Source organism: Ningiella algicola, assembly GCF_028401415.2.
Classification (GTDB): domain Bacteria; phylum Pseudomonadota; class Gammaproteobacteria; order Enterobacterales; family Alteromonadaceae; genus Glaciecola.
The window spans coordinates 4532814-4556619 of the sequence record NZ_CP171821.2 but is presented as its reverse complement, the minus strand read 5'-3'; the positions used below and the strand labels follow the sequence as shown (position 1 = coordinate 4556619).

Below are 23806 nucleotides of genomic sequence, written 5' to 3'. Positions count from 1 at the left end.
TATGCCGCGTTCGTATAGTATTGCGCTCATATGCGCGGTTGTTTTTATACTCTGGATGGGATCCGGCGTTATATTTAAGAGTGATGATGCTGACGCTGAAGCAAAACAAGCATCCACTCAAGCGCAAGCTTTTAAAGTGGCTGTAACTCGTGCGGAGGCGGTAATGGTGCCGCTGCGCGTGACTTCACATGGGCAAGTTGAAGCAAGTCGTGTGTTACAGCTACGCGCCCAAACCGAAGGCGAAGTGGAAGAGGTTGCTCAAACCTTCGAGGGGTTATTCGTTGAAGCGAACCAAAGCATCGTCAGCCTTGCACTAGATGATCGCGAACTGCAACTTGTTGAGCAACAAGCCTTACTCACCGCCAGAAAGCAAAACTACGCGCGTTTGCAACAACTAGCCACTCAAAACTATCAATCCCAAAGCGAACTGGAACTTGCGCTTGCGAACTTAAAAGCAACTGAGGCAAACATAGCCAGAATTAAGTTAGATTTAGAACGCACCCGCATTTCCTCTCCATTTGCCGGCACGCTTGAACGTCTGCTCGTTGAGCAAGGCGATTTTGTTCAGGTGAATACACCCGTTGCTGTGATTTTAGATACATCATCTTTGCTCGTTACCGCACCTATTGCACAGCAAGATATTCAGAAAATCCAGCTTGGTGCAAAAGCGATGATTGAATTGGCAACAGGAGAGAGTGTGGATGCGCGGGTAAGCTATATTCCACCGCGCGCTGATTCTCAAACTCGCACCTTTCCCGTTGAACTGACAATAGATAATCCTAGCAAAGAGCTGAAGACTGGGGTAAGCGCTAAAGTAAGCATTTTGTTGGACGATATTTCCGCGCATTTTGTCTCACCAGCGCTGATTTCGCTTAATGACAGCGGAAAACTAGGCGTCAAAACGGTTGACCAGAATAACACTGTACATTTCCATGAAATTGAAATTGTACAGGCATTGTCTGACGGCGCATACGTGACGGGTTTGCCTGCAATAGCCGATATTATCGTGAGCGGACAAGGCTTTGTGACACAAGGTAACGAAGTTCGTACCGAAGAGCTTACTACGAGCGGTAATCGCTAGCATGCATGCACTAATTGACGCCGCATTTGCGCGATCACGCACCATAGCGCTGGTATTTGTCATGCTCATAATTGCAGGTGCAAGTGCGTACTTAAACATTCCAAAGGAAGCCGAGCCTGATGTCACTATCCCCATTGTTTATGTGTCGGTAAGCTATGAGGGCATTGCACCTGAAGATTCAGAACGTTTATTAATTCGCCCTCTTGAAAAGGAGCTTCAAGGCATCGAAGGACTTAGGGAGATATCGGCGAACGCTTCACAAGGTTTTGGCTCGGTTACCCTTGAGTTCGACCCTGGCTTTAACTCCGACAAAGCCTTACAAGATGTAAGAGAAAAAGTCGATATCGCGAAAGCGGAGCTTCCGCCTGGTAGCGAAGAACCAAGAGTTACCGAAATAAACTTTTCTCTTTTTCCGGTGATTACGGTGATTTTGTCCGGAGAGCTACCCGAGCGCTCCTTATTGGCAATTGCACAAAACCTAAAAGACAGAATTGAAGGGCTCACTGGCGTACTAGAAGTCGAAATTGGCGGGGATAGAGAAGAAGTCCTCGAGGTCATTGTTGACCCGCGAGCACTTGAAACCTATAACCTGTCTTTTGCTGAAGTGCTTAACTTTGTCACCGCTAACAATCGCCTTGTGGCCGCAGGCGCGCTAGATGCTGGCGCAGGTCGCATGGTGTTTAAAGTACCGGGTGTGATTGAGTCGCTTGAAGATTTATCCACCCTGCCAGTAAAACGGGTAAACGATACGGTTGTCACCTTTGCCGACGTTGCCAGCATACGGCGCACATTCAAAGATCCGAATACTTTTGCCCGCATTCAAGGTGAGCCTGCACTTGCATTAGAAGTGTCAAAACGCACAGGCGCAAATATCATAGAAACGGTTGAGCAGGTGCGCGCCATTGTGAACCAAGCCCAAACACGATGGCCTGACGCTTTAAAAGTCCGATACTTGCAAGATAAATCCGACCAGGTCAAAACCATGCTGGGCGATTTAGAAAACAACGTCATTACAGCGATTGTGCTGGTTATGATTGTTGTGATTGCTGCTCTGGGCGTTCGCCCATCAATACTAGTGGGTTTAGCCATTCCCGGCTCGTTTTTGTCAGCCATGATGGTGATATATTTCTTTGACTACACTTTGAATATCGTCGTCCTGTTTAGCTTAATTCTGGTGGTGGGGATGCTCGTAGATGGTGCTATTGTTACCATAGAACTTGCCGACCGATACCTACAAGAAGGTGAACCGCCTTCAAGCGCCTTTGCTCGCGCCGCTAAACGCATGAGCTGGCCCATTGCGGCTTCTACTGCCACAACGCTTGCGGTATTCGTGCCGCTACTTAGCTGGCCAGGTCTGGTTGGCGAGTTTATGAAGTACTTACCCATCACAGTGATTATCACCTTAATTGCGTCTCTACTTATGGCGCTCATATTTATACCTGTGCTTGGCAGTTTGCTAAGCCGAAAGGCTTCAAATACGACATCAGCATCTGCCATATCCATTCAGGCCGCTGAAAGCGGTGACTTAGATGCCATTGATGGCTGGGTAGGACGCTACTTGTCTATACTCAGATGGATCTTAGCGCGCCCGGGCAAGACCGCATTGACAGCTTTAGTTGCGCTTGTGCTAGCGTACATTGGATATTTTCAATCCGGCATGGGAGTGACCTTTTTTCCAGAAACTGAACCTGAGTTTTTACAAGTGCAAGTTCAGGCGCGCGGTGATATGTCCATTTCAGAGCGTGACGCGCTGGTTGCCCAAGTTGAACAGCGCATGCTGATGCAAGAGCATCTGGATTCTGTATACACCAAAACCATGGGCGGCGGCATGCAGGCGCAATCTGATATGCCGGAAGATGTTATTGGCATTATTCAGCTTGATTTAGCCGACTGGCAGCTTCGTCCTAGTGCCAATGAACTTATTGAACAAATGCGTGAAAACGTAAGCGATATCCCCGGCATCAAAGTGCAGATTCGTGAGCAACAAGCGGGTCCGTCTACAGGAAAGCCCGTTCAGCTGAATATTAGCGCGGTGCACCAGCACGAATTAGTAGCGGCGGTCGAACACATTAGAATGCTCATGCGAGAAGTGGGTGGCTTTATAGACGTAGAGGATAGCCGCGCGCTACCCAGCGTTGAGTGGCGGTTAAAGGTAGATCGTGAACTGGCCGCCCAATTCAACGTCGACGTATCCTTGCTTGGCAATGCCGTAACGCTGGTAACCAATGGCGTACTTTTAGCGGAATATCGTCCCGATGACGTAGAAGACGAAGTCGACATCCGCTTGCGCTTCCCCGACGAAAATCGCAATTTGGAGCAGCTTTATGCGCTTAGTATCCCAACTGACGCAGGTCCGGTACCTATTCGTAATTTTGTCAGCTTTGAACCTGCTCAAAAAACGGGGCGAATAACGCGTAGCGATGGTCAAAGAAGCATGTCGGTTAAGGCAAGCGTTAACGAAGACTTGCTCGCAGACGAACAGGTAAAAAAGCTACGCGCAGCGATGGAACAAAATCCCCTGCCCGATAATATCGCAAACAAAGTGCTTATTAGTTTTAAAGGTCAAGATGAAGACTCGCAAGAAGCAATGACCTTTTTAAGCAACGCTTTTATTGCATCGATATTCTTGATGTTGGTCATTCTTATCACTCAGTTCAATAGCTTTTACCAAGCGATGATTGTGATGAGCGCTATTGTGTTTTCAACGGCAGGTGTGCTGTTGTTTTTATTAGCCACGGGCCAAGCGTTTGGCATCGTAATGGGGGGAATTGGCGTAATCGCTCTGGCGGGTATTGTTGTGAACAACAACATTGTATTGATTGACACCTTTAATCAACTCAACAAGCACTCAAGCAGTATTCAAGATGCCATTTTGCGTACCTGTGCACAACGTATTCGCCCTGTGATGCTAACCTCTATCACCACCATCTTAGGGCTAATGCCAATGGTATTTGCCCTCACCATTGATATTGTTGACAGAGAAATATACGCAGGCGCACCGTCTGCTCAATGGTGGATTATGCTCTCGAGCACCATTGCAGGGGGGCTAACCTTTGCAACAGCGCTTACCTTATTGGTTACACCTAGTCTGCTAATGCTGAGAATCTCAGTGCGAAACAAATTGGATGAACTAAAAGCTCGTTTTCAAGGAAGTTTGGCTAAGAAGACCGAGACAAGCTAAACCCACATCAACATTTTTTACAATCTTTTTACAATCTGGCAATAACTGAGAATCTAGAGTAGACTTCAAATCATCATGATGTCGCTTTAGTCGCATTGTGCGAACTGAGCAACTTACATGATCACAATGTAAGGACTTTAGTTATGAAAGCATCTTTATCCATGTTACTCATAGTATTGTCTTTTGCCCTCATATCTTGCAGTCAAGAGCAGAGACAAAGCGAACAAGAAAGTAGCTCTGAACCAATCGCTAGCGAAACCAACATGGCCACTCAAGCCATACCTGAGCCCACTGTTGATATACCTCCCCCACTCCCAGAATGCAGTTTGCGAATGGGCTTCGATATTTGGTCGCCCTATCAATATGTTGATGTTGACGACAATGTGCGAGGCTTAGACATTGAAATTGTGACCAGCGTGACTGACACAATGGGATGCGACGTAGAGTTTGTTCAGGGTACTTGGGTAAGTTTGCTCAATGACCTGAGAAACGGTGATGTTGATGTTTTGCTTGGCGCATCAAAAACCCAAGCCCGTGAAGAGTTTGCCTTTTTCAGTGAGCCTTACCGCATGGAAACATTCGCACTATACGTGAGAAGGGATGACGAAAGCATTGCAGGACTAAGCGATATCAATTCGTTTATCGATAGCGACAAAAAAATTGGCGTGGTCAGCGATTATTTTTACGGCGACCAAGTTTCTGCCCTCTTTGACGGTGAAAACACTGCCGATCAATTTGTGTTTAGTATTATGGGAGAGTTAAACATCGCCCGTTTGCTCGACATGGATATTGATGGCTTTTTAGAAGATGAGTTTGTTGGCGCATCTATGCTCAGGCAAAAAGCCTTAAGCGGACTCATTGTTGAGAGCGGCTATACCATTGAAACCGGCGATATCTATGTGATGTTTAGCAAGGCATCAGTCGACCCAACTACAGTCGAGCGATTTGATGAGGCCTTAACGGACTTTAAAAACAGTGCTCAATACACCGATACCGTTAACAAATACAAGAAATAACTAAAACAAGCCCTAGTGTCTATATACAAACTCAAGCCATTTCTTTTCATGGCTTGGGCTGCTTAGCCTTACCAAAGAATTTCCGTGATGATAGACTTGTTACATTAAGGTCTGCTTAGGATAAAAGATGAAGTTTATTGTTGTCGGGATAGTTATTGCACTGGTTATTTTCTTTTTTGTTAGAAGCTCTGCGAATAAAAAGCAGGCCGAAGAAAATGCAACGATCTCGAGTAATTTCTTGATCGAGAACAAGTCGAAAGACGGAGTGATTGAAACCGACTCAGGCCTGCAGTATCAAATATTAGAAAAAGGTGAAGGGAATGAGCACCCAAGCGCTAGGTCCACGGTTAAAGTGCATTATCACGGCTCGCTCGTAGACGGCACTGTGTTCGACTCTTCTGTTGAGCGCGGTGAGCTAATCAGCTTTGCGTTAAATCAAGTTATTAAAGGCTGGACAGAGGGCTTACAGCTTATGGTGGTGGGTGATAAGTTTAAGTTTTTTATCCCTGCTGAGCTTGGCTATGGGAATCGAGGCGCCGGTTCCATCCCCGCTGGGTCGCTGCTAATCTTTGAAGTTGAACTACTGGATATAGAAGCGTAACGCTATGTCAGATAATCAAAGCAAGGAAGCCGAACGAAAGCCTCTAGTTAGCGCAATCATTCCAGTGTACAAAGGTGAAAGCTTTATACACAACACCATTGAAAGCGTGCTTAAGCAGAGCTACAAAAATATTGAAATAATTTGTATTGACGATGGCTCACCAGACAATTCGGCACAGGTCATACACAGCTTTGGCGATAAAGTCAGATATTTTCATCAAGAAAATCAGGGTGTTGCCTACGCTCGCACGCATGGATTGAAAGTCGCTAAGGGCGAATACATTGCATTTTTAGACCAAGACGACTGGTGGTTAGAGACCAAAATTGAAAAGCAAGTTAAGGCTATTCAAGCCGATGCTAATGTGGGACTGGTGCATACCGCAGTACAAACCTTCGACCAGTCTACCAAGCAGTTTCGAGAAAATATAAACCCTAACGCCAAGCCAGAACGCTTAGTAGGCATGTGCTTTTTAAATCTGTTTAAAGAAAACCATATTTATAACTCAAGCGTGCTCGTAAGCAAAGCCATTGTTGATGAGCTAAACGGCATCGACCTCAACATAGAAGGCAATACCTGCCAAGACTATGATTTATGGCTTCGCGTGGCGAAACGGGCTGCTTTTTCCTATTTAGACGAAGAACTCGTGGTGTATCGCGTGCATTCCGAACAAGGGCATTTGGATCGACGCGGCATGTTAACCCAAGAGCTTGCCGTGCTTAGCAAAAACATCCAAGGCACGGGGCTTGAAAAAGAAGATGCCGTGGTAAGGCGACAAGCGGTGCTAACCTATTGGTTAGGCATTGCTTACTTGGATCACGGAGACATTAGCGAGGCAAGGCGGCTGTTTAGAAAATCCCTTTCTATGCGCATGACTAAACAGGCTTGGAGTGTTTTTATTGCTTGTTTGTTGCCGCATTTCATGGTCAAAAAGCTTCGTAAAGCTTGAGGTCGGCCGAAGATGTCTAAGCATACGATGTGCGCTATGCATGGCATAGCGCTTAGTATCAATGACCTCAGATGAGCACTGCTTTATTTCATCTGAAACTTTTTACGCCCAAAGCTTAATGCTATACCCGCCAATAACAAAGAAACAGTTGCAGGCACTGGCACCTCTGCAATGGCAATCGGCTCGCCAAAGATAAAGTCGTCCATGGCAACATTTCCACCACCTACGGTGAAAGATACTCGAGAAATGATGGGGGCGTCGAACGCTAATCCTAAAAACGAAAGACCTATATCGTTACCTGGCGCTACATTGCGTTCAGCTAAGATATTATTAAACTGGTCGTAGAACACCATAAAGGCGGTATCAAACAGCTCCACATCGGTAAATACCACGCCCAAACCTGAAGTAAGCGCTGGTGTAGTTTGATCAGAGGGGTCAAAAAACAACACATCAAATGTATCGCCCCCTACTTGGCGGAAAATACGCTCTTGTGAGAAGGCCTGAAAATCAGTTGGCAAACCAAACAGCGGTGCAGTTCCTGAATCTTCTGTGGCACTCAGCTCAAATCCCGTGGTATCTCCAGTTTCACGAAATTCGATGCCTCGAGCACGAGGTGCTGAATCACCGTTGAAGAAATCACCGGGAAATGGGTTAGGGTCAGAGATTGCATCAGGTGCCGCGTCCCAGTTAATTTGACGCCGACCATTTGGATCGCCGTTAACGGGGGCATTTGCATTTAATGGGCCCAATATATCGCGGAAGGCATCAACGGTAGGACGCAACTCGTCGGGGGTGTCAAAATTAACCGTATTGTCAAAAATAATATTGGGCGTATCACCTATCAATGCGGCGTGCGAGGTATTAACAAATAGTATTGCTGTACTTGCGAGTAAAATAGATTTTATTGATTTGTAAGCAGTCATGTTCTTTCCTAGTTCCATGAAATGTTTGTATACGTCTTGTTGAAAGGCTTGTGAACTTTGCTTTCTAATTAAAGTTTTTCTCAATAAACACATGCATGTGTCCTTTCACAACCGAATTACGACGATGAAATGCAAAAGTTGCAGCAAACAAAAAAATAATTACTCAGTGAAATATTGACCATGAAAACCACTCACGACTTTTTTATTAGACATAAGCCATATGGGGTATGCGCCCTTAGAGAGGCTTGATTAGCATCGTATCTAAGTAATTACTAATTGCTAACAAATGCACGCTAGAACGCGAGCGGCTCAGATATTGATTGCAAATTATTAGTTGGTCGAGGGATTTTCTTTGGATATGCGAAAAATGACATGGATTGTACTGATGCTCACGCTTTGCATCGCACCCACTGCGCTGTCAAAAGCGCAAGCATTTTTCTTCGTGCCAGCTGAGCGTGAAGCCAGTCGCAGCAATAGTTTTAAGCTGACTAGTCCAACAATAAACGCACAAACTGCGCGTTCAGATTACAAAATCACCACGCCCGCTATCGTCGCACGAGCAAAGAGACAGGTATACAAAGTGACTGCTCCAAGCCTTCTAGCAGAGAAACAAGCGCAACAATTTGAGCTCACTACGCCTTTACTTAGCGCCACAAACAGCCACAGCGTATTAAAGATTACCAGCAAGCCGCTCACCGCAATTGCCACACCACGTTTGTTTGCAATAAGCACTTCAAGACTTTCTGCATTTATGCTTGAAGAAAACGCTAATGCCGCTACTGTCGACTCAGGGCATAAAAACTTCCCCTTCGCCTCCCCCACTAACCAACGCCTATGTCCCCACTTATACACATGCGCCGTGAAACATGATGTGCGCAATGCAAAAGCAACAGTGGCGAACAGCGGTTGGTCAGCTCAAATGACCTTTTGTGAAGCAGTTCAATACTATTTGGGCGAAACCTCGCATTGCCCGGATCAGGCATTTTTAGATGCGATGAATTTTGATTTCGGCTTGAACGGCTTACTACCGTTTACTGACTGTCCAGCCATTCATAATTTACAAAAGACACTTCAGCAAATGTACACAGATGGAGAAAGCACTTATGCCGCCGAGCAAAAAATTATGCAAATTGTCCAGCGAAATATGGTGGCAATGCTGTCAGGCAATACCGATGCCGTCTGCAAAGCCTTTAGTGACGAAGCAATATTAGATTAACAGTAAAGCCAACAAGATGGTTGGCAATAGGAGAAAGATACTATGGAAATGATGCAGCACTTAAAGAGTCGAATGGCCCTTATGGCAGGGGTGCTCGGCATGAGCGCACTGACTTGCCAAGCTCACGCGATCAATAAAATAGAAATCGATATCCCATACAAAATTAATTTGGGAAGTGAAGCAAATGTGTCAGCACTTGAGTTTACTTGTGAGCTGTTTGCTGAGTCAGGAAAACGTCTTGAGCCCCTTTTGAGTCAGGCAATCAAACGAAAAATACCGCTAAATGAAAATGGTGAGGCTGAGGGCGTGTACACACTTTCAGGTGAAAAAGGGGGGCGCCCCAGCGCATCAGCAGGTAGAAAGGGTATGGCACGCCCTAGAGCATCTGTTTTTTCTGAACAAGTGTTTGACACCTTAGCAGACAATGGCACGCTTGCCTTAGCGTGCTATTGGAGTGGCAGCGTTGCAAGCATTGGCGCATCTGACGGTTCAAGTATTGCTACCGCGCCAAGCTTATTATTCAATTCAGAAACCTTGAAGGTGGAGACGTCAAACCCATCCGAAAAACAAAGGATAAGCTTTGTTGGTAACGATGCCTCAGGGAGTCGCATCAATACGCAGATAGATGTAAATTCTACGCCTTTTTTTGTGACCACTTTCTCACTCAAAGACAATGAGTTTATTGCAGCAACCGAGCGTCCTGAAGCACCAAGCGAACCTTCGCCATCACCCGCGCCCTACACAGCTCCCACCGTGATAGAGGTCAATTTTGAAGTGGGAAATGTATGCGTAATTGAGAGTGATGATTGGGGCTTTAGTGGGAGTAATGAGGATTTAAATGCTTCTGTATATCCGTTTTTATTCCTCAATGATCCCTCAGGTAAAGAACATGTGTTAAGACCGGAAATACTCGCCAGTGTAGGCGAATTAAAGGGCGAGGATGTGTTGTACAGTATTAAAGATGTACAGGTCGGTGAAAGAAGCTGTGTGGGCAATTTAGATTCACGTGCCAGATTTAAATTCGACAGTATAAGCTATGGCTACTCAAGTGCAGACGCGCTATTACGCGAGGCAAACCCAAGGATAAGAGCTAGTGGATTGATGAGTGACAATGATTTGAGGTTTGGCCTTGTTGCTCCTAAGCTTTTTGAGCACTTTTTTCCCTTGGATGTAATACCCATTTGTGCAACCTGCGAAAGCGGTCCGGGCACACGCAAAATCGACACGTGGCGTATCCTTACCTCTCGACTACCAAAGCCGAACAATGGCATTATCAGGGTGGAGCTGAGCGAGACTAAAGGAGATGCAAACGCGCAAATGTATTTAAATATGGAAATGACAGTGGAATAGTGCGTTGTTGCATGGCATGAAAAAACCCGCCGTTTGGCGGGTTTTTTATTGTTAACGGTAACAGCAAATTAAATTTAGTTAAGTTTTTCTTTGATACGTGCAGATTTACCTGAACGCTCACGAAGATAGTACAATTTAGCTCTGCGAACTGCACCGCGACGTTTCACTTCAACAGAATCGATCGCAGGGCTATGAGTTTGGAACACACGCTCTACACCTTCACCGCTTGAAATCTTGCGAACCGTAAACGAAGAATGTAAACCACGATTACGTTTTGCGATAACTACGCCTTCATATGCCTGAAGACGCTCTTTATCACCTTCTTTAACGCGCACTTTGACTACCACTGTATCACCTGGGCCGAACTCAGGTAAATCAGTCTTGAGCTGTGCTTGCTCAATTTTTTTAATGATGTCTTGATTAACTTTAGCCATCGAATCCTCACTTCCTAGAATTAACTGTCATCTGCTGCATCAGCGCGCTTGAATGAATCAAGTATTTGCTGTTGCTCCTCAGTCAGAGCTAGGTTATTTAACAAATCAGGGCGTCGCTCCAGCGTTCTTTGTAAAGACGCTTGAAGTCGCCACTGTCTAATTTTTTCGTGGTCGCCACTCAATAACACTGACGGAACGCTCAAATCATTTAAGGTCTCAGGTCGAGTATAATGTGGGCAATCTAGCAAGCCGTTAGAAAACGAATCTTCTTCGGCAGAACCTGCATGCCCTAATACCTCGGGAACCAATCGAGCCACTGCGTCTATTAGGACCATGGCCGGAAGCTCACCGCCGCTTAATACGTAATCTCCAATTGACCATTCTTCATCAACTAAGGTTTGTATTACGCGCTCATCGATACCTTCATATCGGCCTGCAATCAACACTAAGTCTTGATGCCGACCGAGTGATTTGACGCCCTCGTAATTGAGGACTTGTCCTTGCGGGGACAAATAAACCACTTTGCTATTTTCATTGCCATCTCTGGCTAAAAGCGATTTCGCTTTTGCAATTGCGTCTGCAAGGGGCTGCACCATCATCAGCATTCCAGGACCACCGCCGTATGGTCGGTCGTCTACGGTTCTGTGTTTGTCGTGAGCAAAGTCTCTTGGATTAACCAATAAGACTTCAATCAAGCCCTTTTTCACTGCTCTGCCCACTACGCCTTGCTCTACAAAGCTAGTGAACATCTCAGGAAAAAGCGTGACTACGCAAAACCTAGGACAAAACCGCGGACCCTTATGCATTTTAAAACGCTGGATCCCAGTCCACTTTTATGGTGTTCGCCTGCTTATCTACCTCAATAACGACTTCATCGTAAATAAAAGGCAATAAACGTTCTTTTTGACCAAATGCGTCATTGGGATTGGCTTTTACCGTCATCACATCGTTTGAGCCTGTTTCGAACAATTCCTTAACCTTACCCAAATCATAACCTTTAGTAGTCATAACCTGCATACCGATTAAGTCTTTCCAGTAAAAATCGTTCTCAAGCTCTGGAAGCTGTGATGCTGGAATGCTGATATCGAGATTCTTTATCAGCTCAGCGTCATCTCTAGACTCAACGCCAACTAACTTAGCTACAAGGGCTTTGTTATGTTGACGCCATTGATCAACCTTGATTGTTTTTGTTTTTTCACCTGCCCCAAGTTGCCAAGGCGCATAGTCAAAAATATTTTCTGCATTCTGAGTAAAGCTGTTAATTTTGACCCAACCTTTGACGCCGTGAGGCGCTCCAATTTTGCCAACAATTAATGTGTCAGACGCAACACTCATCTTCACTCCGCATTATGCAAAAAACCTATACAACAAAAGCGCAGCTTAAGCTGCCGCTTTTGCGTCTTTTACCAAGCGTGCAACACGGTCAGAAAGACCCGCGCCATGGCTTACCCAATGCTCAACACGCTCAAGATCTAAACGAAGCCTTTCAGCTTGACCTTGTGCAGTTGGATTGAAAAAGCCAATGTTCTCAATGAACTTGCCATTGCGAGCACGACGGCTGTCAGCAACAACCACTTGATAAAATGGGCGCTTTTTTGCACCACCACGCTGTAAACGAATAGTAACCATATATGCCTCAAACTCGTTGTAGCGTTACCGTTAACAATGCCTTATTACCGAGCAAAAAAGCGAACAGAGAAGCGAATAGAAAACCAATCCGAAACACCATTAGCGGTAAAAAGGTGCGCGAATTATACGCACATACGCCGCTATTGCAAGTGTTTACGGTGCTTAGTCTGTGCATTCTCCTTGCCTCTTAGCGCGGACAATATGCATGCGAGCAACACGAAAGAAAGTGATACTTTCAAGGCTATGGAAATAGTTAACATCAGCGCTGGATTCTGTTCAGGGCCAAACGTATTTTCTCCAATGAGAATTTGCATCATCAGGTTCACCAAACTCATACCGACCAAGTTGCCAATTGTCCTCGAGAGATTCATTGACGCCGAGGCTACTCCCACTTCGGCTTCGCTCACCGCTCCCATAATAGCGCTGTTGTTAGGCGTCGAAAACAAACCAAAACCAAGTCCTAGCGCGCACAGCGCCACGCCGATAAAGCTAAGCTTTGTTTGTGTATCAATTTGATTTAATAAGACAAAGCCAAAGGCCACAAGAGCGCATCCAAGGCTTGCGATAATCCTCGCCTCAAATCGGTCTGAAAGTCGCCCTGCAATTGGTGCCATCACAGCCATGCACAGCGCTTGAAGCAACAGTATTTGTCCAGCCTTCGCAGGACTTAGCCCTTGGATATACTGCAAGAAAAGGCTGAGTAAGAATATTATGGCAAAATTACTGGCGTACATTAAAAATGAAGTACTCAGCGATAAGCTAAACACTCGACTTTCTTTAAACATTTGTACGCGAATTAAAGGGTGCTTATCACGGCTTTGATGGAGGACAAATACGGTCAGGCATACAAATGAAGTAAGCAAAAGCATGACACCCAAAATACTTGGAAGCTTACTTAGGCCATACACCAGCGAACAGGCAAACATGACAAAAATACATGCGCCTAGGTAATCAAAACGCGAGTGCTCATCGTTTTTATACTCTGCCGGTAACTTAAGCTTAATAAATACTAACAGAGCAAACACAAAGGGAATTTGAAAATAAAAGACGGCTCGCCACCCCAGAAACTCCGTAAGCCAGCCGCCCACGGCAGGCGCTAAGGTAAGACCAATATAAACACAGGCGGCTACAATACCCAGCGCAGAGCCACGCTTATGACTAGGAGCAACAGACGTAATAATTGCGATCCCTGTGCCGAAAATCATGGCGCCTGATGCCCCTTGAACAAAGCGCCACAACAATATCCAATCAATATTACTGGCAACGGCACACATCCCAGCAGCGAGCGCATTTAAGGCTAAGCCCATCGCATAGATTCGCTTTCGCCCGTAATTATCGGCTAACTTTCCAAACGGTAATAGCAACGCGACATTGGCTAGAATATAGAGCGTAGGAAGCCAGGCCACCTTGGCTGCACTGGCTTGCAAGTCGTCAGCAAGCGCAGGAATGGCAACGTTGACCGAGGCCATCCCCATTGGGGCAATCAAATACCCAGCGCATACTGCTATAAGCGCGGCGCTGGTTGTGCTACTTGCACTCGAATGTTCGGATGAAGATGCCGAATTAGAAGCGCTTAATTTAGACAAGAATAACGCTTTTTACCACGGTAAAAGCTCACCACTGCTATGCACAAAAATCCCGGTCGAATTCAAACTCAGCTCATTCATTTGCGCAATTAACCCTCGCGCCGCCTCATCAGCCTCAATATGACCATTGTTTCCTGTCATTTCAGTACGGACATAGCCAGGATGCAGCAAAGCGACTGCAACACCATTGTCTTTTAAATCAATACTCAAACATTTACCAAGCATGTTTACCGCAGTTTTCGACACCCTGTACGCGTAATTATGTGAACTCGAATTATCTTCAATTGAGCCAACCCGCGAGCTGACAATGCCCACTTTACTTCCTTCCCGGAGCTTTGACTTAAGCGCCATTATGGTGCGCAAAGGCCCAAGCGTATTGACGTCAAAGTGGTGCTTCATATTTTCGACATCAATGTCTGGAAAGCTGTCGCCCTTTAAGATACCCGAGTTGTGAATAAGCGTGTCAATTTTATCTACTGCGAGCTGACTGATTAAGCGGCTTTGCAAGTCATTATCAGTAACATCTACTCCCTCAATCAGGGCACAATCCAGCGCTTTTAATGCATCACTCGCTTTACGACAAACTGCTGTCACCTTCGCGCCGTTTTCAGTGTACTGCTTAACAAATTCCAACCCAATACCGCGGTTTGCACCAATAATAACTACATTTTTTGACGTTTCGCTCATGCTTTTCCTTATGATTGATTACTGGCTGAGTGAGATAAAAACCACACCATCTGGATTATTGCCAGTGGGGTACTCAGCAATGATTGACTGCGTATTGATGTCTATCGCCACAATCTTGTTTTTTAGGTTAAGCGATAAGAAGGCAATATCTTTTGTTGGGTGAAGCACAATCCCTTGAGGCCCGGCTTCTTTTTCAAGCGCAATAAGACCAATCTCTTTTTTGGCTCTAGCGTCAAAGAATCTTACATTATGCTGCCTAAAGTCGGGCACTAAGGCAACGCTCTGCTCATGATTAAACAAGATCCTATATGGAAATGAAAAACCGTCAAATTGCGCCAATACTTCTTCAGTCATCGGATTAATTACCGTTAGCAAACCGTCTTTGTTTGCGCCATACCACAGCTCACCCACCGCATCCCTATCAAGTTGTTTTGATGCATGGCGATGAGCAATCGCCTCCGGCATTTCTTCGGTTTTAATGTCCTTGAGTTTCACGCGTTTTTGAATATCAAGCACCGAAATGCTGTTCGAGCGAATATTCGTCACAAAAGCAAGTTGCCCATTTTCAGTTAAGGCAAGCATATGAGAAGTAAATTGACTAGTTTTAATACTGCTTATCAGCTTTCCAGATCGCACATTTACAATACCCACCTGCCCGGAACGACCTGAAGTAAAAATAACGTGCTCACTGTCTTTCAAAAACTGAATGCCGTGCGGCCCTGGAAGCGTTGTAAGTTCTATTCGGCGCAGCATAGCAAGTTCATTCATATCAAACACGGTGAGACTATCACCACCGACAAAATCGGTACTTACTGCTAGCTCACCATCAGGTGATAGCACCAACTCATGTGGGCCCTCGCCCGTTGGCAGAGTCTCAACGATTTTTTGACTCTTAATATCAACAACACTAATGCTGTTATCAGACTTATTTACAACCGCCAAGAGACCCTGTCCGATATTGTCAAGCTGTCGACCATCAGCATCAGCGCTCAGCACAATAAACAAAAATATCGAAATAAGACTTATTAAGTGATGTTTCAAAATAGACTCCAATGTAGACGCCCGTTAAGCGTAGTCTAAACATACGTAAATTTAAGGGTAAACGAAATTCTTTTGGATGAAAATTTTTGTTGTCATAGGTGATGCGTAGGCATTATTCACCAAATTATCGTCAAATAGATTAACTCCTAAATTTTCGATATTTTTAAATGCATGAAAAATCATAGGCTTATGGATTTGCACAAATGTTGCTATGTCTACGGTATCCAAGCAATAGACTTACGAACACATAGGTAAATATGTATGAAAAAAACAATAAGAACGACAGCAGGTGCAAGTCTAGTGGGCCTAGGTGCCCTCTTCATTCTTATCCCAGGCCCTTCTTTAATTTTTTTGATACCGGGCTTAATGCTGTTGAGCTTCGACTATCCGCTAGCAAGATCGTGGCTTAAAAAATGTCAGAAATTTGCTAGCCAGTCGGCTCGATGGCTTGATAGCAAGATCACGAGGCGCCGGTACTTTCGCTGATCGAGAATACCCCTCACCTGCATTGGCATGATGATTGAGCTTTAAAGTAGGCTAGTTCCGCCATTTTTAGAAGTTGGTGAAAGCATCAAATTAATTTAACCCTAAACGCAAGAAATGCTCGCGTGCCACCGAATAGAGCATGTTGTTGTCCGGGGTCCTCGCCAATGAAAAAGTGTCAATCGGCATGGACGCCGATTGCCAAGCGCCACACGGACGTGCTCGAGCGACTTTTTCAAATGCTAGCCCTGCATATCGCTTTACACAATCAGGCGGAAACCGCCTCTAACGCGGAGGAAACCCACCCATACCGCCAGGGGGCATCATGCCACCCATGCCGCGCATCATCTTCTTCATGCCGCCACCGCCCATCTTTTTCATCATTTTTTGCATTTGAGTGAATTGCTTCAATAGACGGTTTACGTCTTGAATTTGCGTACCAGAGCCGGCTGCAATGCGGCGCTTTCTAGACCCTTTGATTACGTCAGGACGCTTGCGTTCACCAGGTGTCATTGAATTAATGATGGCTTCCATCTGCGTGAACTGCTTGTCGTTGGCTTGGTCTTTAATTTTTGCAGACATTCCACCCATGCCCGGCATTTTGTCCATCAAAGACATCATCCCGCCCATGTTGCGCATTTGTTCAAGTTGTTCTTTAAAATCCTGCAAGTCAAAGCCTTTACCTTTTTGCACCTTTCGAGCAAGTTGCTCCGCTTTTTTCTTGTCGACTTTGCGTTCTACGTCCTCAATTAAGCTAAGCACATCGCCCATGCCTAGAATACGTGAAGCAATACGCTGAGGATGGAAAGGTTCAAGCGCATCAAGCTTTTCTCCCATACCCAAGAACTTGATCGGTTTGCCAGTAATATGTTTGACAGACAACGCCGCACCGCCGCGAGCATCACCGTCTGCTTTTGTCAGGATCACGCCTGTCAGCGGCAAGGCCTCATTAAAGGCTTTAGCTGTATTTGCAGCATCTTGACCGGTCATCGCGTCGACAACAAACAGCGTTTCGACAGGTTTTACCGCTGCGTGCAAGGCCTTGATTTCGTTCATCATAGCCTCGTCTACCGCTAATCGACCAGCGGTATCAACCAAAAGCACATCGATAAACTGCATCTTTGCATGCGAAATAGCGGCATTTACGATATCTACCGGCTTTTGCATGATGTTTGATGGATAAAACTCAACATCCACTTCAGATGCCAAGGTTTCAAGCTGCTTGATCGCCGCTGGTCGATACACATCGGCACTCACCACCAAGACCTTTTTCTTGTCCCGCTCTTTCAGGTGCTTAGCAAGTTTACCTACGCTGGTGGTTTTACCGGCTCCTTGCAAACCCGCCATCATCACAACTGCGGGAGGAGCTGCAGCCAAGTTGAGCCCTTGATTCACATCGCCCATGGCTTGTTCAAGTTCGCTTTGCACGATTTTGATGAACATCTGGCCAGGCTTGAGACTTTTCGATACTTCCACGCCAAGCGCGCGATCTTTCACTTTGCCGATAAAGTCTTTGACCACCGGCAAAGCAACATCCGCCTCAAGCAGCGCCATGCGCACTTCTCGAAGGGTCTCTTTGATGTTATCTTCGGTTAAACGGCCCTTCCCGCTAATATTTTTAAGCGTTTGGCCCAATCGATCGGTTAAGTTCTCAAACATAGGGTAGTAAATAATTTTTCTCTCAAGGTGCGCAGAGTATACAATAAAGCGTATGGCAATCGGAATTTTTGCGACATATTTGTTGAATTGCGCTATTTTTAGTCAGTAGTAATTTTGCATTTCTTTATTACGCTTTAAGAAAAAAGGTCAATGAATGACGTTGAGTACGCTCTTGTCAGTATTAAGCATCGTTTTATATCTCGCAGCAGGGGTGATATTTGCTCGCGAGTTTTTCGTCAAACATAGCGGTCACCTTAGGTATGCCAGCTATGCATTGATGCTCGCGGCAACTGCACATTTGTTTGTTTTAATATTAGCCACCCAAGGGCATCAGAATGAACAACTAAGTCTTACCTTCGTATCAGCCTTACTTGCATGGCTAATCACCGTGACCATGTTTGTCGCCAATCGCTTTATTCGAAACCTGGTGTTCTTACCCATCGTTTGTTTTTTCTCAGCTGTTTTTGTACTGTTGCATTACATTTTTCCAGCCACCACCGGCATTAGCTTAAACATGAGTATTGGCTTAGTTAGCCATATTTTGCTCTCACTTATTGCATTTGGAGTTTTGGGTATTAGCACTTTGTATGCGTGCCAGTTAAGCTTTATCAACTATCAACTAAAGCACAAAAGCAAGATGATGCTGCATAGCGCGTTGCCACCGCTTATGTCAGTCGAAAGCATTCTTTACAAACTGATGAGTTTAGGCAGCATATTGTTGCTCGTTGCGCTGGTATCCGGCTTCGTATTTGTACCTAACATGTTTGCCGACGGTTACGCTCATAAAACTATTCTAAGTACAATTGCGCTTATTACCTTTGTAATCGCGCTTGGCGCACATTACACCATTGGTTTGAAGGCCCGAAGTGCGGTCATATTCAACATTGTAGGTGTCGTCCTTCTCGGGCTCGGTTATTTCGGGAGCCGAGTCGTACGTGAATGGTTACTGAGCTAATGCCCCCAAAATTATGATAAGCACTCGCATAGGACACATTCCTTGGATCAAATAGACCTCTCCACATTGAGCATTATGCTAGTTGTGCTCATATTTATGTCAGCTTACTTTTCAAGCTCTGAAACAGGCTTAATGACCATTAATCGTTATCGCCTGAAGCATCTTACAAATGAAGGACAAGGCGGTGCAAAGCGTGTCACTAGACTATTAGAGCGCCCCGACCGATTAATTGGCCTGATTTTGATAGGTAACAATCTTGTGAACATTGCGGCCACGGTTATCGCTACCGAAATATGTCTGCGCTTATTCGGTCCTATTTATGGCCCAATCGTCACCACCGCCGGGCTCACCCTCATTATTTTGGTGTTTGCCGAAGTTACCCCGAAAACCTTCGCTGCGCTTTACCCCGAAAAAATCGCCTTCCCCAGCTCTTTTATCTTACTGCCGCTTTCGGTGGTAATGACGCCCTTCGTAAAGTTTGTAAACGCAATAACTAACGGTGTGCTGGTGCTACTTCGTATTAACCCTAAAGGTGGCGAGGGCGATGCGCTTAGTCGCGAGGAGCTTCGAACGGTTGTGCACGAAGCGGGCACCATGATCCCCAAAAAACACCAAGATATGTTGGTGAGTATTTTAGACTTAGAAAACGTGACTGCTGAAGATATTATGGTGCCTCGAAGTGAGATTTTTGCAATCGATATCAATGACGACTGGAAACTCATTCAAAAACAGCTGACACATTCACAGCACACCCGAGTTCTGTTGTTTAGAGATAGTATTGATGATGCAGTGGGCTTTGTGCATGTGCGCGACGCTCTGCGTTTGCTGTCAAAAGACCAATTTACAAAAGCCACAATGTTGCGGGCGGTGCGCGAAGTTTATTACACCCCCGATTCAACGCCGCTGCATAGCCTGATGTACAAGTTTCAAGCTGAAAGAGAGCGTATCGGTCTGGTTGTAGACGAGTATGGCGATATTCAAGGACTAGTCACCTTAGAGGATATTTTGGAGGAAATAATCGGCGACTTTACCACCAGTATGTTGCCCGACTATCACAAAGAGGCCATTGCCCAACAAGACGGCAGTTTTTTAGTCGATGGCAGTGTGAATATCAGAGAGTTAAATAAAGAACTTGATTGGAATTTCCCCACAGATGGCCCCAAAACGCTCAATGGCCTCATTTTAGAATACCTGCAAGAAATCCCTGAAAACAACATTAGCCTTCGTTTAGCTGGCTATCCCGTGGAAATTGTGGATATCAATGGCAATATGATCAAGACTGTGAGAATACAGCCTGAGTATTATCAAGATTCAGCGGGTGTCGATGAGTTTAGTGACTAGTTCAGGCCCAGAGGCGATGTAAATTTAGCGCCTCTGCCTGTTTTCAAGCGCCTTGCGTTTTACTTTCTCCACTTTTTCTTGCAAGTCTTCAAGCTTATCCACAATGCCACGCAGCTCGTCGTCCTCCTGAATATCGGACGACATGACATGCTGTTTCAAGGCCATGCGCAACGCGACTGGCAATGACATTTTTGGCATAAATTGAATCTCTTGCATACCGTTATTGCGACCTAGTTAGTGGTCTTTTTGACGCTTTCTAGCAGCGCCACTTGAGAGCCTGTATGTGTGTCAGGATCATACTCTATTATCAGGATATCGGCCGTGTCGAAAATTTTTCCATTAAATCCATGACATATTTTATCGGCAAGCAAACTCACCAATGGCATGTGCGTGACTAACATAAGATGCGCAGGAGGGGAACTGCCCTGCGCATAGCCATCAATAATATCGTGCACGCTTTGTAAATTGCTCATGGGTGTAATTGCATCAGTATCGGTAATATCTTCGAACTTCACATGCTCTCGCACCGCTGAAAAGGTCTGCTGCGCGCGAATGTATGGACTGACTAGGGCTTTGTCCACGGAAGATGGTACATCTCGCGACTTAAGAAGCTCGGCTAGGCGCAAGCCAGCAGACAAGCTTTGACTGATACCAAAGTCAGTCAATTGCCTGGACTGATCATTCGTCTGATACGGCACCGCCTCACCATGACGCATTAAAATTATGAGCATGTTATTTTCAACTTAAGCACTATTATTTGAGCCAACCCTTTCAGTATTAACGACAATTTGCACACTTACTTTACATCGCGTTATGCTAGCAACAAGAGGTATATGTGTATTTATTAAAAGACGCTGAACGAAACCTTATTATCGATACGCTTCCCAACAAGCTAAAAATAGCGACATTGCGAAGCGTCAACACGTCTGTGCCTATTATTTCTATATCTGTAAACGTTGGTCATTATCATGAGCAATCGAATGATGATACGAAATTGTGTTACGGTTTCGCGCACCTTTTAGAGCACATGATTTTTCATCGCAGTCAAAACTTTAACAGTTCTGATGCACTCGAAAAACATATTAGCCAATACGGCGGCTACATAAATGGATGGACCCACGCCTGCCATACAAACTTTCATTTAAGTTGTCATCAAGACGGTTTTTTAGAGGCTGCGACAATGCTTTGCGACAAAATTGCGCATCCAAGCTTTCGCATAGACGACATCGAAACGGAAATTAGCGCCATTGATGAAGAGTTTCGCTTAAAGCTTCAAGACCCCATTCGTGGCTTGTTCTCAGTTAAAAAAGCAATTTGCAATCCTGACCACCCATTTTCTCGGTTTACTGTAGGCAATAAAGACACCTTCTCAGCATTTAGTGCCCAAGCCCTGCAGGCTATGCTCAAAGACTATCATGAACGATATTTTCACACCGGCAACATCACAGTCTGCTTAAAAGTCCCTGTAACGGGTGACTATACAAAGCTGGTGCAAGCGCTAAAACAGGTGCTTGCGCAAACCATCATAAGCAAAGAATCTAACGCGGCGCTAACCCTTCCCAAACTGCATTTATTTTCTGAAAAGAGCAACTGGATTGATATCCGTTCTACTCAGTCACATTGCCAATTAATATTGAGTTGGTTTATACCCACTGAACACTCGGTAATCGATCATCAAGCATTGAAAATGCTGCGCCACCTTATTGAAAGCCAACATAAAAACGGCTTAGTCGATGAATTAGTTTCTCGAAAATGGGTGACCAGTATTAAGGTCACCGGCGGCATTGAGCAAGCCCATTTTGAAGAGATCCAAATTCACTGCGCCCTTTCTTCCGATGGCGCTGAACACAAAATCGACGTTATTAACGTGGTCGCAGGCTTCTTAGGTTTCTTAGCTCGTTCAAACTTAGCAAACTGGCGCTTTATCGAGCTATTCAAACAGACGCAACTGCTTGAAAAGTATGGTAACACTGGTGATCCTGTACAGACTTGCATAGAGATCGCACAGAGCCTCCATGGCAATGAAATAATTCAGAATAACAACCCCGCTCAGCTAATTGGTGAGATAAAAACACGCCTGAACGGGGTGCTACAGCACTTAGTTGAAGCACCTAAACAAGTTATGTTTATCAGTACACATGCACAGCAAAGTCATACCAGCGAATTCTACAATGTAGGCTACTCGGCCAGACAGATGCATGGCTTTGCGCCCGACCAATCAGTCCATTTTATGCTTAGTGCACAGAACACCTACTTACCAGAGCAGCTTTTACTGGTATCTAAAGAGCTTCAGCATGATCATCTCGAAGTGATGAATCAACATGGAGTGACGCTAAAATTTGCTCAAATTTTAGATAACGAACAACCTTGCGGAGATTGCTTTGTTTCCATTAACAGCCCGCAAATGTGCGATAGTATTTCACATGCAATGAGCAAAAAGATCTGGGTTGAGGGTTTATCGCACTATATTGATCGCAGATTCTACCAAGCCGCAGAAGCTGGCATCAGCTTTAGAGTTTATGGTCATCAGCACGGTCTTTGCATCCATACCACCGGATTTAGTGAAAAACAGCTTATGTTGTGTATCGAAATTATTAACTGCATGATTTCATTTCGCTTACATGCACATGAGTTTGAACACGTTAAACAACGCATCATTGCGCGTTTAACGAATCGACTGGTACAAAAATCCATTAACCAATTATTAGCCAATTTAAACACCATGGTGCAAGGCGACACTTATTCTATCCATGAACAAGTGGCCGCACTTAAAGCCAGTAACTTTGATGAGCTAAACACCCATCAACGTTCATTTTTTGATAGCGTGTGCGTTGAGTCCTTATTGGTTGGAAACTGGAGAAAGTTTGCGGCTATTCGCCTGCACCAGCAATTGCAATCTCGACTTACCTCCAAGGGCGTTTGGCAAAAGCCGAGCATCAGGGCGCGTGAATTGAGTCAAGCTACTATGCCTGTGTTACCGAGCTGGGAAGAACCGTCGTCGCCCGACACCTCTGTGGTGCTATACCAACAAGTGGTGCAACTTAACGAAGACTATATCTATCTTCCCGAGCATGCGACAGCTATTTGCTTAATGCTTGAACATATCCTCGGGCCACATGTGTTTCTTAAACTAAGAACACAAAAAAAACTTGGCTATTTAGTGGGTGTCGGATACAAGCCTATCAATACGCAAGCGGGTGTTGTGATATACCTGCAGTCGTCACATGCGAGGCCCGAAGAGATTTATGAAGGTTTCCAGTCTGTATTCGATAACTTGATGGGCGATTGGGACGCTACCTGTCGAGAACTTGAGAAGCTTAGGCCCAGAATAGTTGAGCAATGCCAACCAGCAGACAAAAATATCTCTGCCATTGCGCGTCGACTCTGGAGTAGTTTTGAGCAAGATAATGCTTTTTACTCCTATCAGCGACTACAACAAGAAGTATTGAACATAGAGCCAAACGAAATTAAAGGATGGTTGGCAAAAATGCGCGACGCGTCGCAGGGACAAGTATTTTTAAGCAACACTGCTGTACCAATAGACAACGCCAAGCTATCTGGCTTTGTGCAGCAGCCATTCCATAATTGAGCTTAGGCTTTAATTATTGTGTCATCGTCAGCGCATGTTGGTAATGTATTTGTTTGCAATCTGTAGATGAATCCTTCAAGCTTTAGTA

General features: G+C 45.2%; 22 protein-coding genes. 11 read left to right on the top strand and 11 right to left on the bottom strand.

Features of this window, described 5'->3' with window-relative positions; translation table 11 throughout:
- Position 1: 1 nt before the first annotated feature.
- The 5 genes from PN836_RS19875 to PN836_RS19855 all read left to right on the top strand — a co-directional run bounded on the left by PN836_RS19875 (position 2) and on the right by PN836_RS19855 (position 6825).
- Positions 2-1081 (top strand): efflux RND transporter periplasmic adaptor subunit, encoded by a 1080-nt coding sequence (locus tag PN836_RS19875; RefSeq protein ID WP_395341761.1) that lies wholly within the window; start codon positions 2-4, stop codon positions 1079-1081.
- 1 nt (position 1082) lies between these two features.
- Complete coding sequence (locus PN836_RS19870) at positions 1083-4262, top strand: efflux RND transporter permease subunit (protein WP_395341758.1); 3180 nt, start codon at positions 1083-1085, stop codon at positions 4260-4262.
- Between the two features lie 143 nt (positions 4263-4405).
- Positions 4406-5278 carry a substrate-binding periplasmic protein gene (locus PN836_RS19865; RefSeq protein ID WP_395341757.1) on the top strand — a complete coding sequence of 291 codons (873 nt, stop codon included), beginning with the start codon at positions 4406-4408 and terminating at the stop codon, positions 5276-5278.
- A gap of 127 nt (positions 5279-5405) precedes the next feature.
- On the top strand, positions 5406-5879 hold the full coding sequence (locus PN836_RS19860; RefSeq protein WP_395341754.1) for an FKBP-type peptidyl-prolyl cis-trans isomerase: 474 nt from the start codon (positions 5406-5408) through the stop codon (positions 5877-5879).
- Between the two features lie 4 nt (positions 5880-5883).
- The gene (locus PN836_RS19855) at positions 5884-6825 is read left to right on the top strand and encodes a glycosyltransferase family 2 protein (RefSeq protein WP_395341751.1); all 942 of its coding nucleotides are present in this window, start codon (positions 5884-5886) and stop codon (positions 6823-6825) included.
- A gap of 83 nt (positions 6826-6908) precedes the next feature.
- Here the strand turns inward: PN836_RS19855 and PN836_RS19850 are convergent, their stop codons facing one another.
- Entirely contained in the window at positions 6909-7748 is an 840-nt protein-coding gene (locus PN836_RS19850) for a PEP-CTERM sorting domain-containing protein (RefSeq protein ID WP_395341748.1), read from the bottom strand.
- Positions 7749-8100: 352 nt separating this feature from the next.
- On the opposite strand from PN836_RS19850, the gene PN836_RS19845 reads away from it, so the two are divergent.
- On the top strand, positions 8101-8964 hold the full coding sequence (locus PN836_RS19845) for a hypothetical protein (RefSeq protein ID WP_415926381.1): 864 nt from the start codon (positions 8101-8103) through the stop codon (positions 8962-8964).
- Between the two features lie 42 nt (positions 8965-9006).
- On the top strand, positions 9007-10314 hold the full coding sequence (locus PN836_RS19840; RefSeq protein ID WP_395341744.1) for a hypothetical protein: 1308 nt from the start codon (positions 9007-9009) through the stop codon (positions 10312-10314).
- A gap of 74 nt (positions 10315-10388) precedes the next feature.
- Here the strand turns inward: PN836_RS19840 and rplS are convergent, their stop codons facing one another.
- The 7 genes from rplS to PN836_RS19805 form a co-directional block, all read right to left on the bottom strand.
- Positions 10389-10748 carry a 50S ribosomal protein L19 gene (gene rplS, locus PN836_RS19835; RefSeq protein ID WP_395341741.1) on the bottom strand — a complete coding sequence of 120 codons (360 nt, stop codon included), beginning with the start codon at positions 10746-10748 and terminating at the stop codon, positions 10389-10391.
- A 20-nt stretch (positions 10749-10768) separates the two neighbouring features.
- A complete protein-coding gene (gene trmD, locus PN836_RS19830) occupies positions 10769-11554 on the bottom strand; it encodes a tRNA (guanosine(37)-N1)-methyltransferase TrmD (protein WP_395341740.1) in 786 nt (261 codons plus the stop codon).
- Position 11555: 1 nt separating this feature from the next.
- Positions 11556-12083, bottom strand: a complete 528-nt coding sequence (gene rimM / locus PN836_RS19825; protein WP_395341738.1) for a ribosome maturation factor RimM — start codon at positions 12081-12083, stop codon at positions 11556-11558.
- A gap of 45 nt (positions 12084-12128) precedes the next feature.
- Positions 12129-12377 (bottom strand): 30S ribosomal protein S16, encoded by a 249-nt coding sequence (rpsP, locus tag PN836_RS19820; RefSeq protein WP_395341735.1) that lies wholly within the window; start codon positions 12375-12377, stop codon positions 12129-12131.
- Between the two features lie 140 nt (positions 12378-12517).
- Entirely contained in the window at positions 12518-13963 is a 1446-nt protein-coding gene (locus tag PN836_RS19815; protein ID WP_395341732.1) for an MFS transporter, read from the bottom strand.
- Positions 13964-13975: 12 nt separating this feature from the next.
- A complete protein-coding gene (locus PN836_RS19810; RefSeq protein WP_395341730.1) occupies positions 13976-14650 on the bottom strand; it encodes an SDR family oxidoreductase in 675 nt (224 codons plus the stop codon).
- A gap of 18 nt (positions 14651-14668) precedes the next feature.
- Complete coding sequence (locus PN836_RS19805) at positions 14669-15691, bottom strand: YncE family protein (protein ID WP_395341728.1); 1023 nt, start codon at positions 15689-15691, stop codon at positions 14669-14671.
- 261 nt (positions 15692-15952) lie between these two features.
- On the opposite strand from PN836_RS19805, the gene PN836_RS19800 reads away from it, so the two are divergent.
- Positions 15953-16177 (top strand): PGPGW domain-containing protein, encoded by a 225-nt coding sequence (locus PN836_RS19800; RefSeq protein ID WP_395341726.1) that lies wholly within the window; start codon positions 15953-15955, stop codon positions 16175-16177.
- 282 nt (positions 16178-16459) lie between these two features.
- Here PN836_RS19800 and ffh read toward each other — a convergent pair whose 3' ends face one another.
- Positions 16460-17833 carry a signal recognition particle protein gene (gene ffh, locus PN836_RS19795; protein ID WP_395341724.1) on the bottom strand — a complete coding sequence of 458 codons (1374 nt, stop codon included), beginning with the start codon at positions 17831-17833 and terminating at the stop codon, positions 16460-16462.
- Between the two features lie 154 nt (positions 17834-17987).
- On the opposite strand from ffh, the gene PN836_RS19790 reads away from it, so the two are divergent.
- Positions 17988-18788 carry a cytochrome C assembly family protein gene (locus PN836_RS19790; RefSeq protein ID WP_395341721.1) on the top strand — a complete coding sequence of 267 codons (801 nt, stop codon included), beginning with the start codon at positions 17988-17990 and terminating at the stop codon, positions 18786-18788.
- A 42-nt stretch (positions 18789-18830) separates the two neighbouring features.
- Positions 18831-20129 (top strand): HlyC/CorC family transporter, encoded by a 1299-nt coding sequence (locus PN836_RS19785; RefSeq protein ID WP_395341719.1) that lies wholly within the window; start codon positions 18831-18833, stop codon positions 20127-20129.
- Positions 20130-20153: 24 nt separating this feature from the next.
- Here PN836_RS19785 and PN836_RS19780 read toward each other — a convergent pair whose 3' ends face one another.
- Both PN836_RS19780 and sixA read right to left on the bottom strand, forming a co-directional pair.
- Positions 20154-20327 carry a hypothetical protein gene (locus PN836_RS19780; RefSeq protein WP_395341717.1) on the bottom strand — a complete coding sequence of 58 codons (174 nt, stop codon included), beginning with the start codon at positions 20325-20327 and terminating at the stop codon, positions 20154-20156.
- A gap of 32 nt (positions 20328-20359) precedes the next feature.
- Complete coding sequence (gene sixA, locus PN836_RS19775; protein ID WP_395341714.1) at positions 20360-20860, bottom strand: phosphohistidine phosphatase SixA; 501 nt, start codon at positions 20858-20860, stop codon at positions 20360-20362.
- Between the two features lie 104 nt (positions 20861-20964).
- On the opposite strand from sixA, the gene PN836_RS19770 reads away from it, so the two are divergent.
- Entirely contained in the window at positions 20965-23718 is a 2754-nt protein-coding gene (locus tag PN836_RS19770; RefSeq protein ID WP_395341711.1) for an insulinase family protein, read from the top strand.
- The last annotated feature ends 88 nt before the right edge of the window (positions 23719-23806 follow it).

Coding starts and splice junctions, on each gene's coding strand:
- trmD (WP_395341740.1), bottom strand. CDS start 11,554: ATGCATAAGGGTCCGCGGTTTTGTCCTAGGTTTTGCGTAGTCACGCTT.
- PN836_RS19875 (WP_395341761.1), top strand. CDS start 2: ATGCCGCGTTCGTATAGTATTGCGCTCATATGCGCGGTTGTTTTTATA.
- PN836_RS19790 (WP_395341721.1), top strand. CDS start 17,988: ATGACGTTGAGTACGCTCTTGTCAGTATTAAGCATCGTTTTATATCTC.
- PN836_RS19860 (WP_395341754.1), top strand. CDS start 5,406: ATGAAGTTTATTGTTGTCGGGATAGTTATTGCACTGGTTATTTTCTTT.
- PN836_RS19780 (WP_395341717.1), bottom strand. CDS start 20,327: ATGCCAAAAATGTCATTGCCAGTCGCGTTGCGCATGGCCTTGAAACAG.
- PN836_RS19870 (WP_395341758.1), top strand. CDS start 1,083: ATGCATGCACTAATTGACGCCGCATTTGCGCGATCACGCACCATAGCG.
- sixA (WP_395341714.1), bottom strand. CDS start 20,860: ATGCTCATAATTTTAATGCGTCATGGTGAGGCGGTGCCGTATCAGACG.
- ffh (WP_395341724.1), bottom strand. CDS start 17,833: ATGTTTGAGAACTTAACCGATCGATTGGGCCAAACGCTTAAAAATATT.
- PN836_RS19840 (WP_395341744.1), top strand. CDS start 9,007: ATGGAAATGATGCAGCACTTAAAGAGTCGAATGGCCCTTATGGCAGGG.
- PN836_RS19810 (WP_395341730.1), bottom strand. CDS start 14,650: ATGAGCGAAACGTCAAAAAATGTAGTTATTATTGGTGCAAACCGCGGT.
- PN836_RS19800 (WP_395341726.1), top strand. CDS start 15,953: ATGAAAAAAACAATAAGAACGACAGCAGGTGCAAGTCTAGTGGGCCTA.
- rplS (WP_395341741.1), bottom strand. CDS start 10,748: ATGGCTAAAGTTAATCAAGACATCATTAAAAAAATTGAGCAAGCACAG.
- PN836_RS19865 (WP_395341757.1), top strand. CDS start 4,406: ATGAAAGCATCTTTATCCATGTTACTCATAGTATTGTCTTTTGCCCTC.
- rpsP (WP_395341735.1), bottom strand. CDS start 12,377: ATGGTTACTATTCGTTTACAGCGTGGTGGTGCAAAAAAGCGCCCATTT.
- PN836_RS19855 (WP_395341751.1), top strand. CDS start 5,884: ATGTCAGATAATCAAAGCAAGGAAGCCGAACGAAAGCCTCTAGTTAGC.
- PN836_RS19850 (WP_395341748.1), bottom strand. CDS start 7,748: ATGACTGCTTACAAATCAATAAAATCTATTTTACTCGCAAGTACAGCA.
- rimM (WP_395341738.1), bottom strand. CDS start 12,083: ATGAGTGTTGCGTCTGACACATTAATTGTTGGCAAAATTGGAGCGCCT.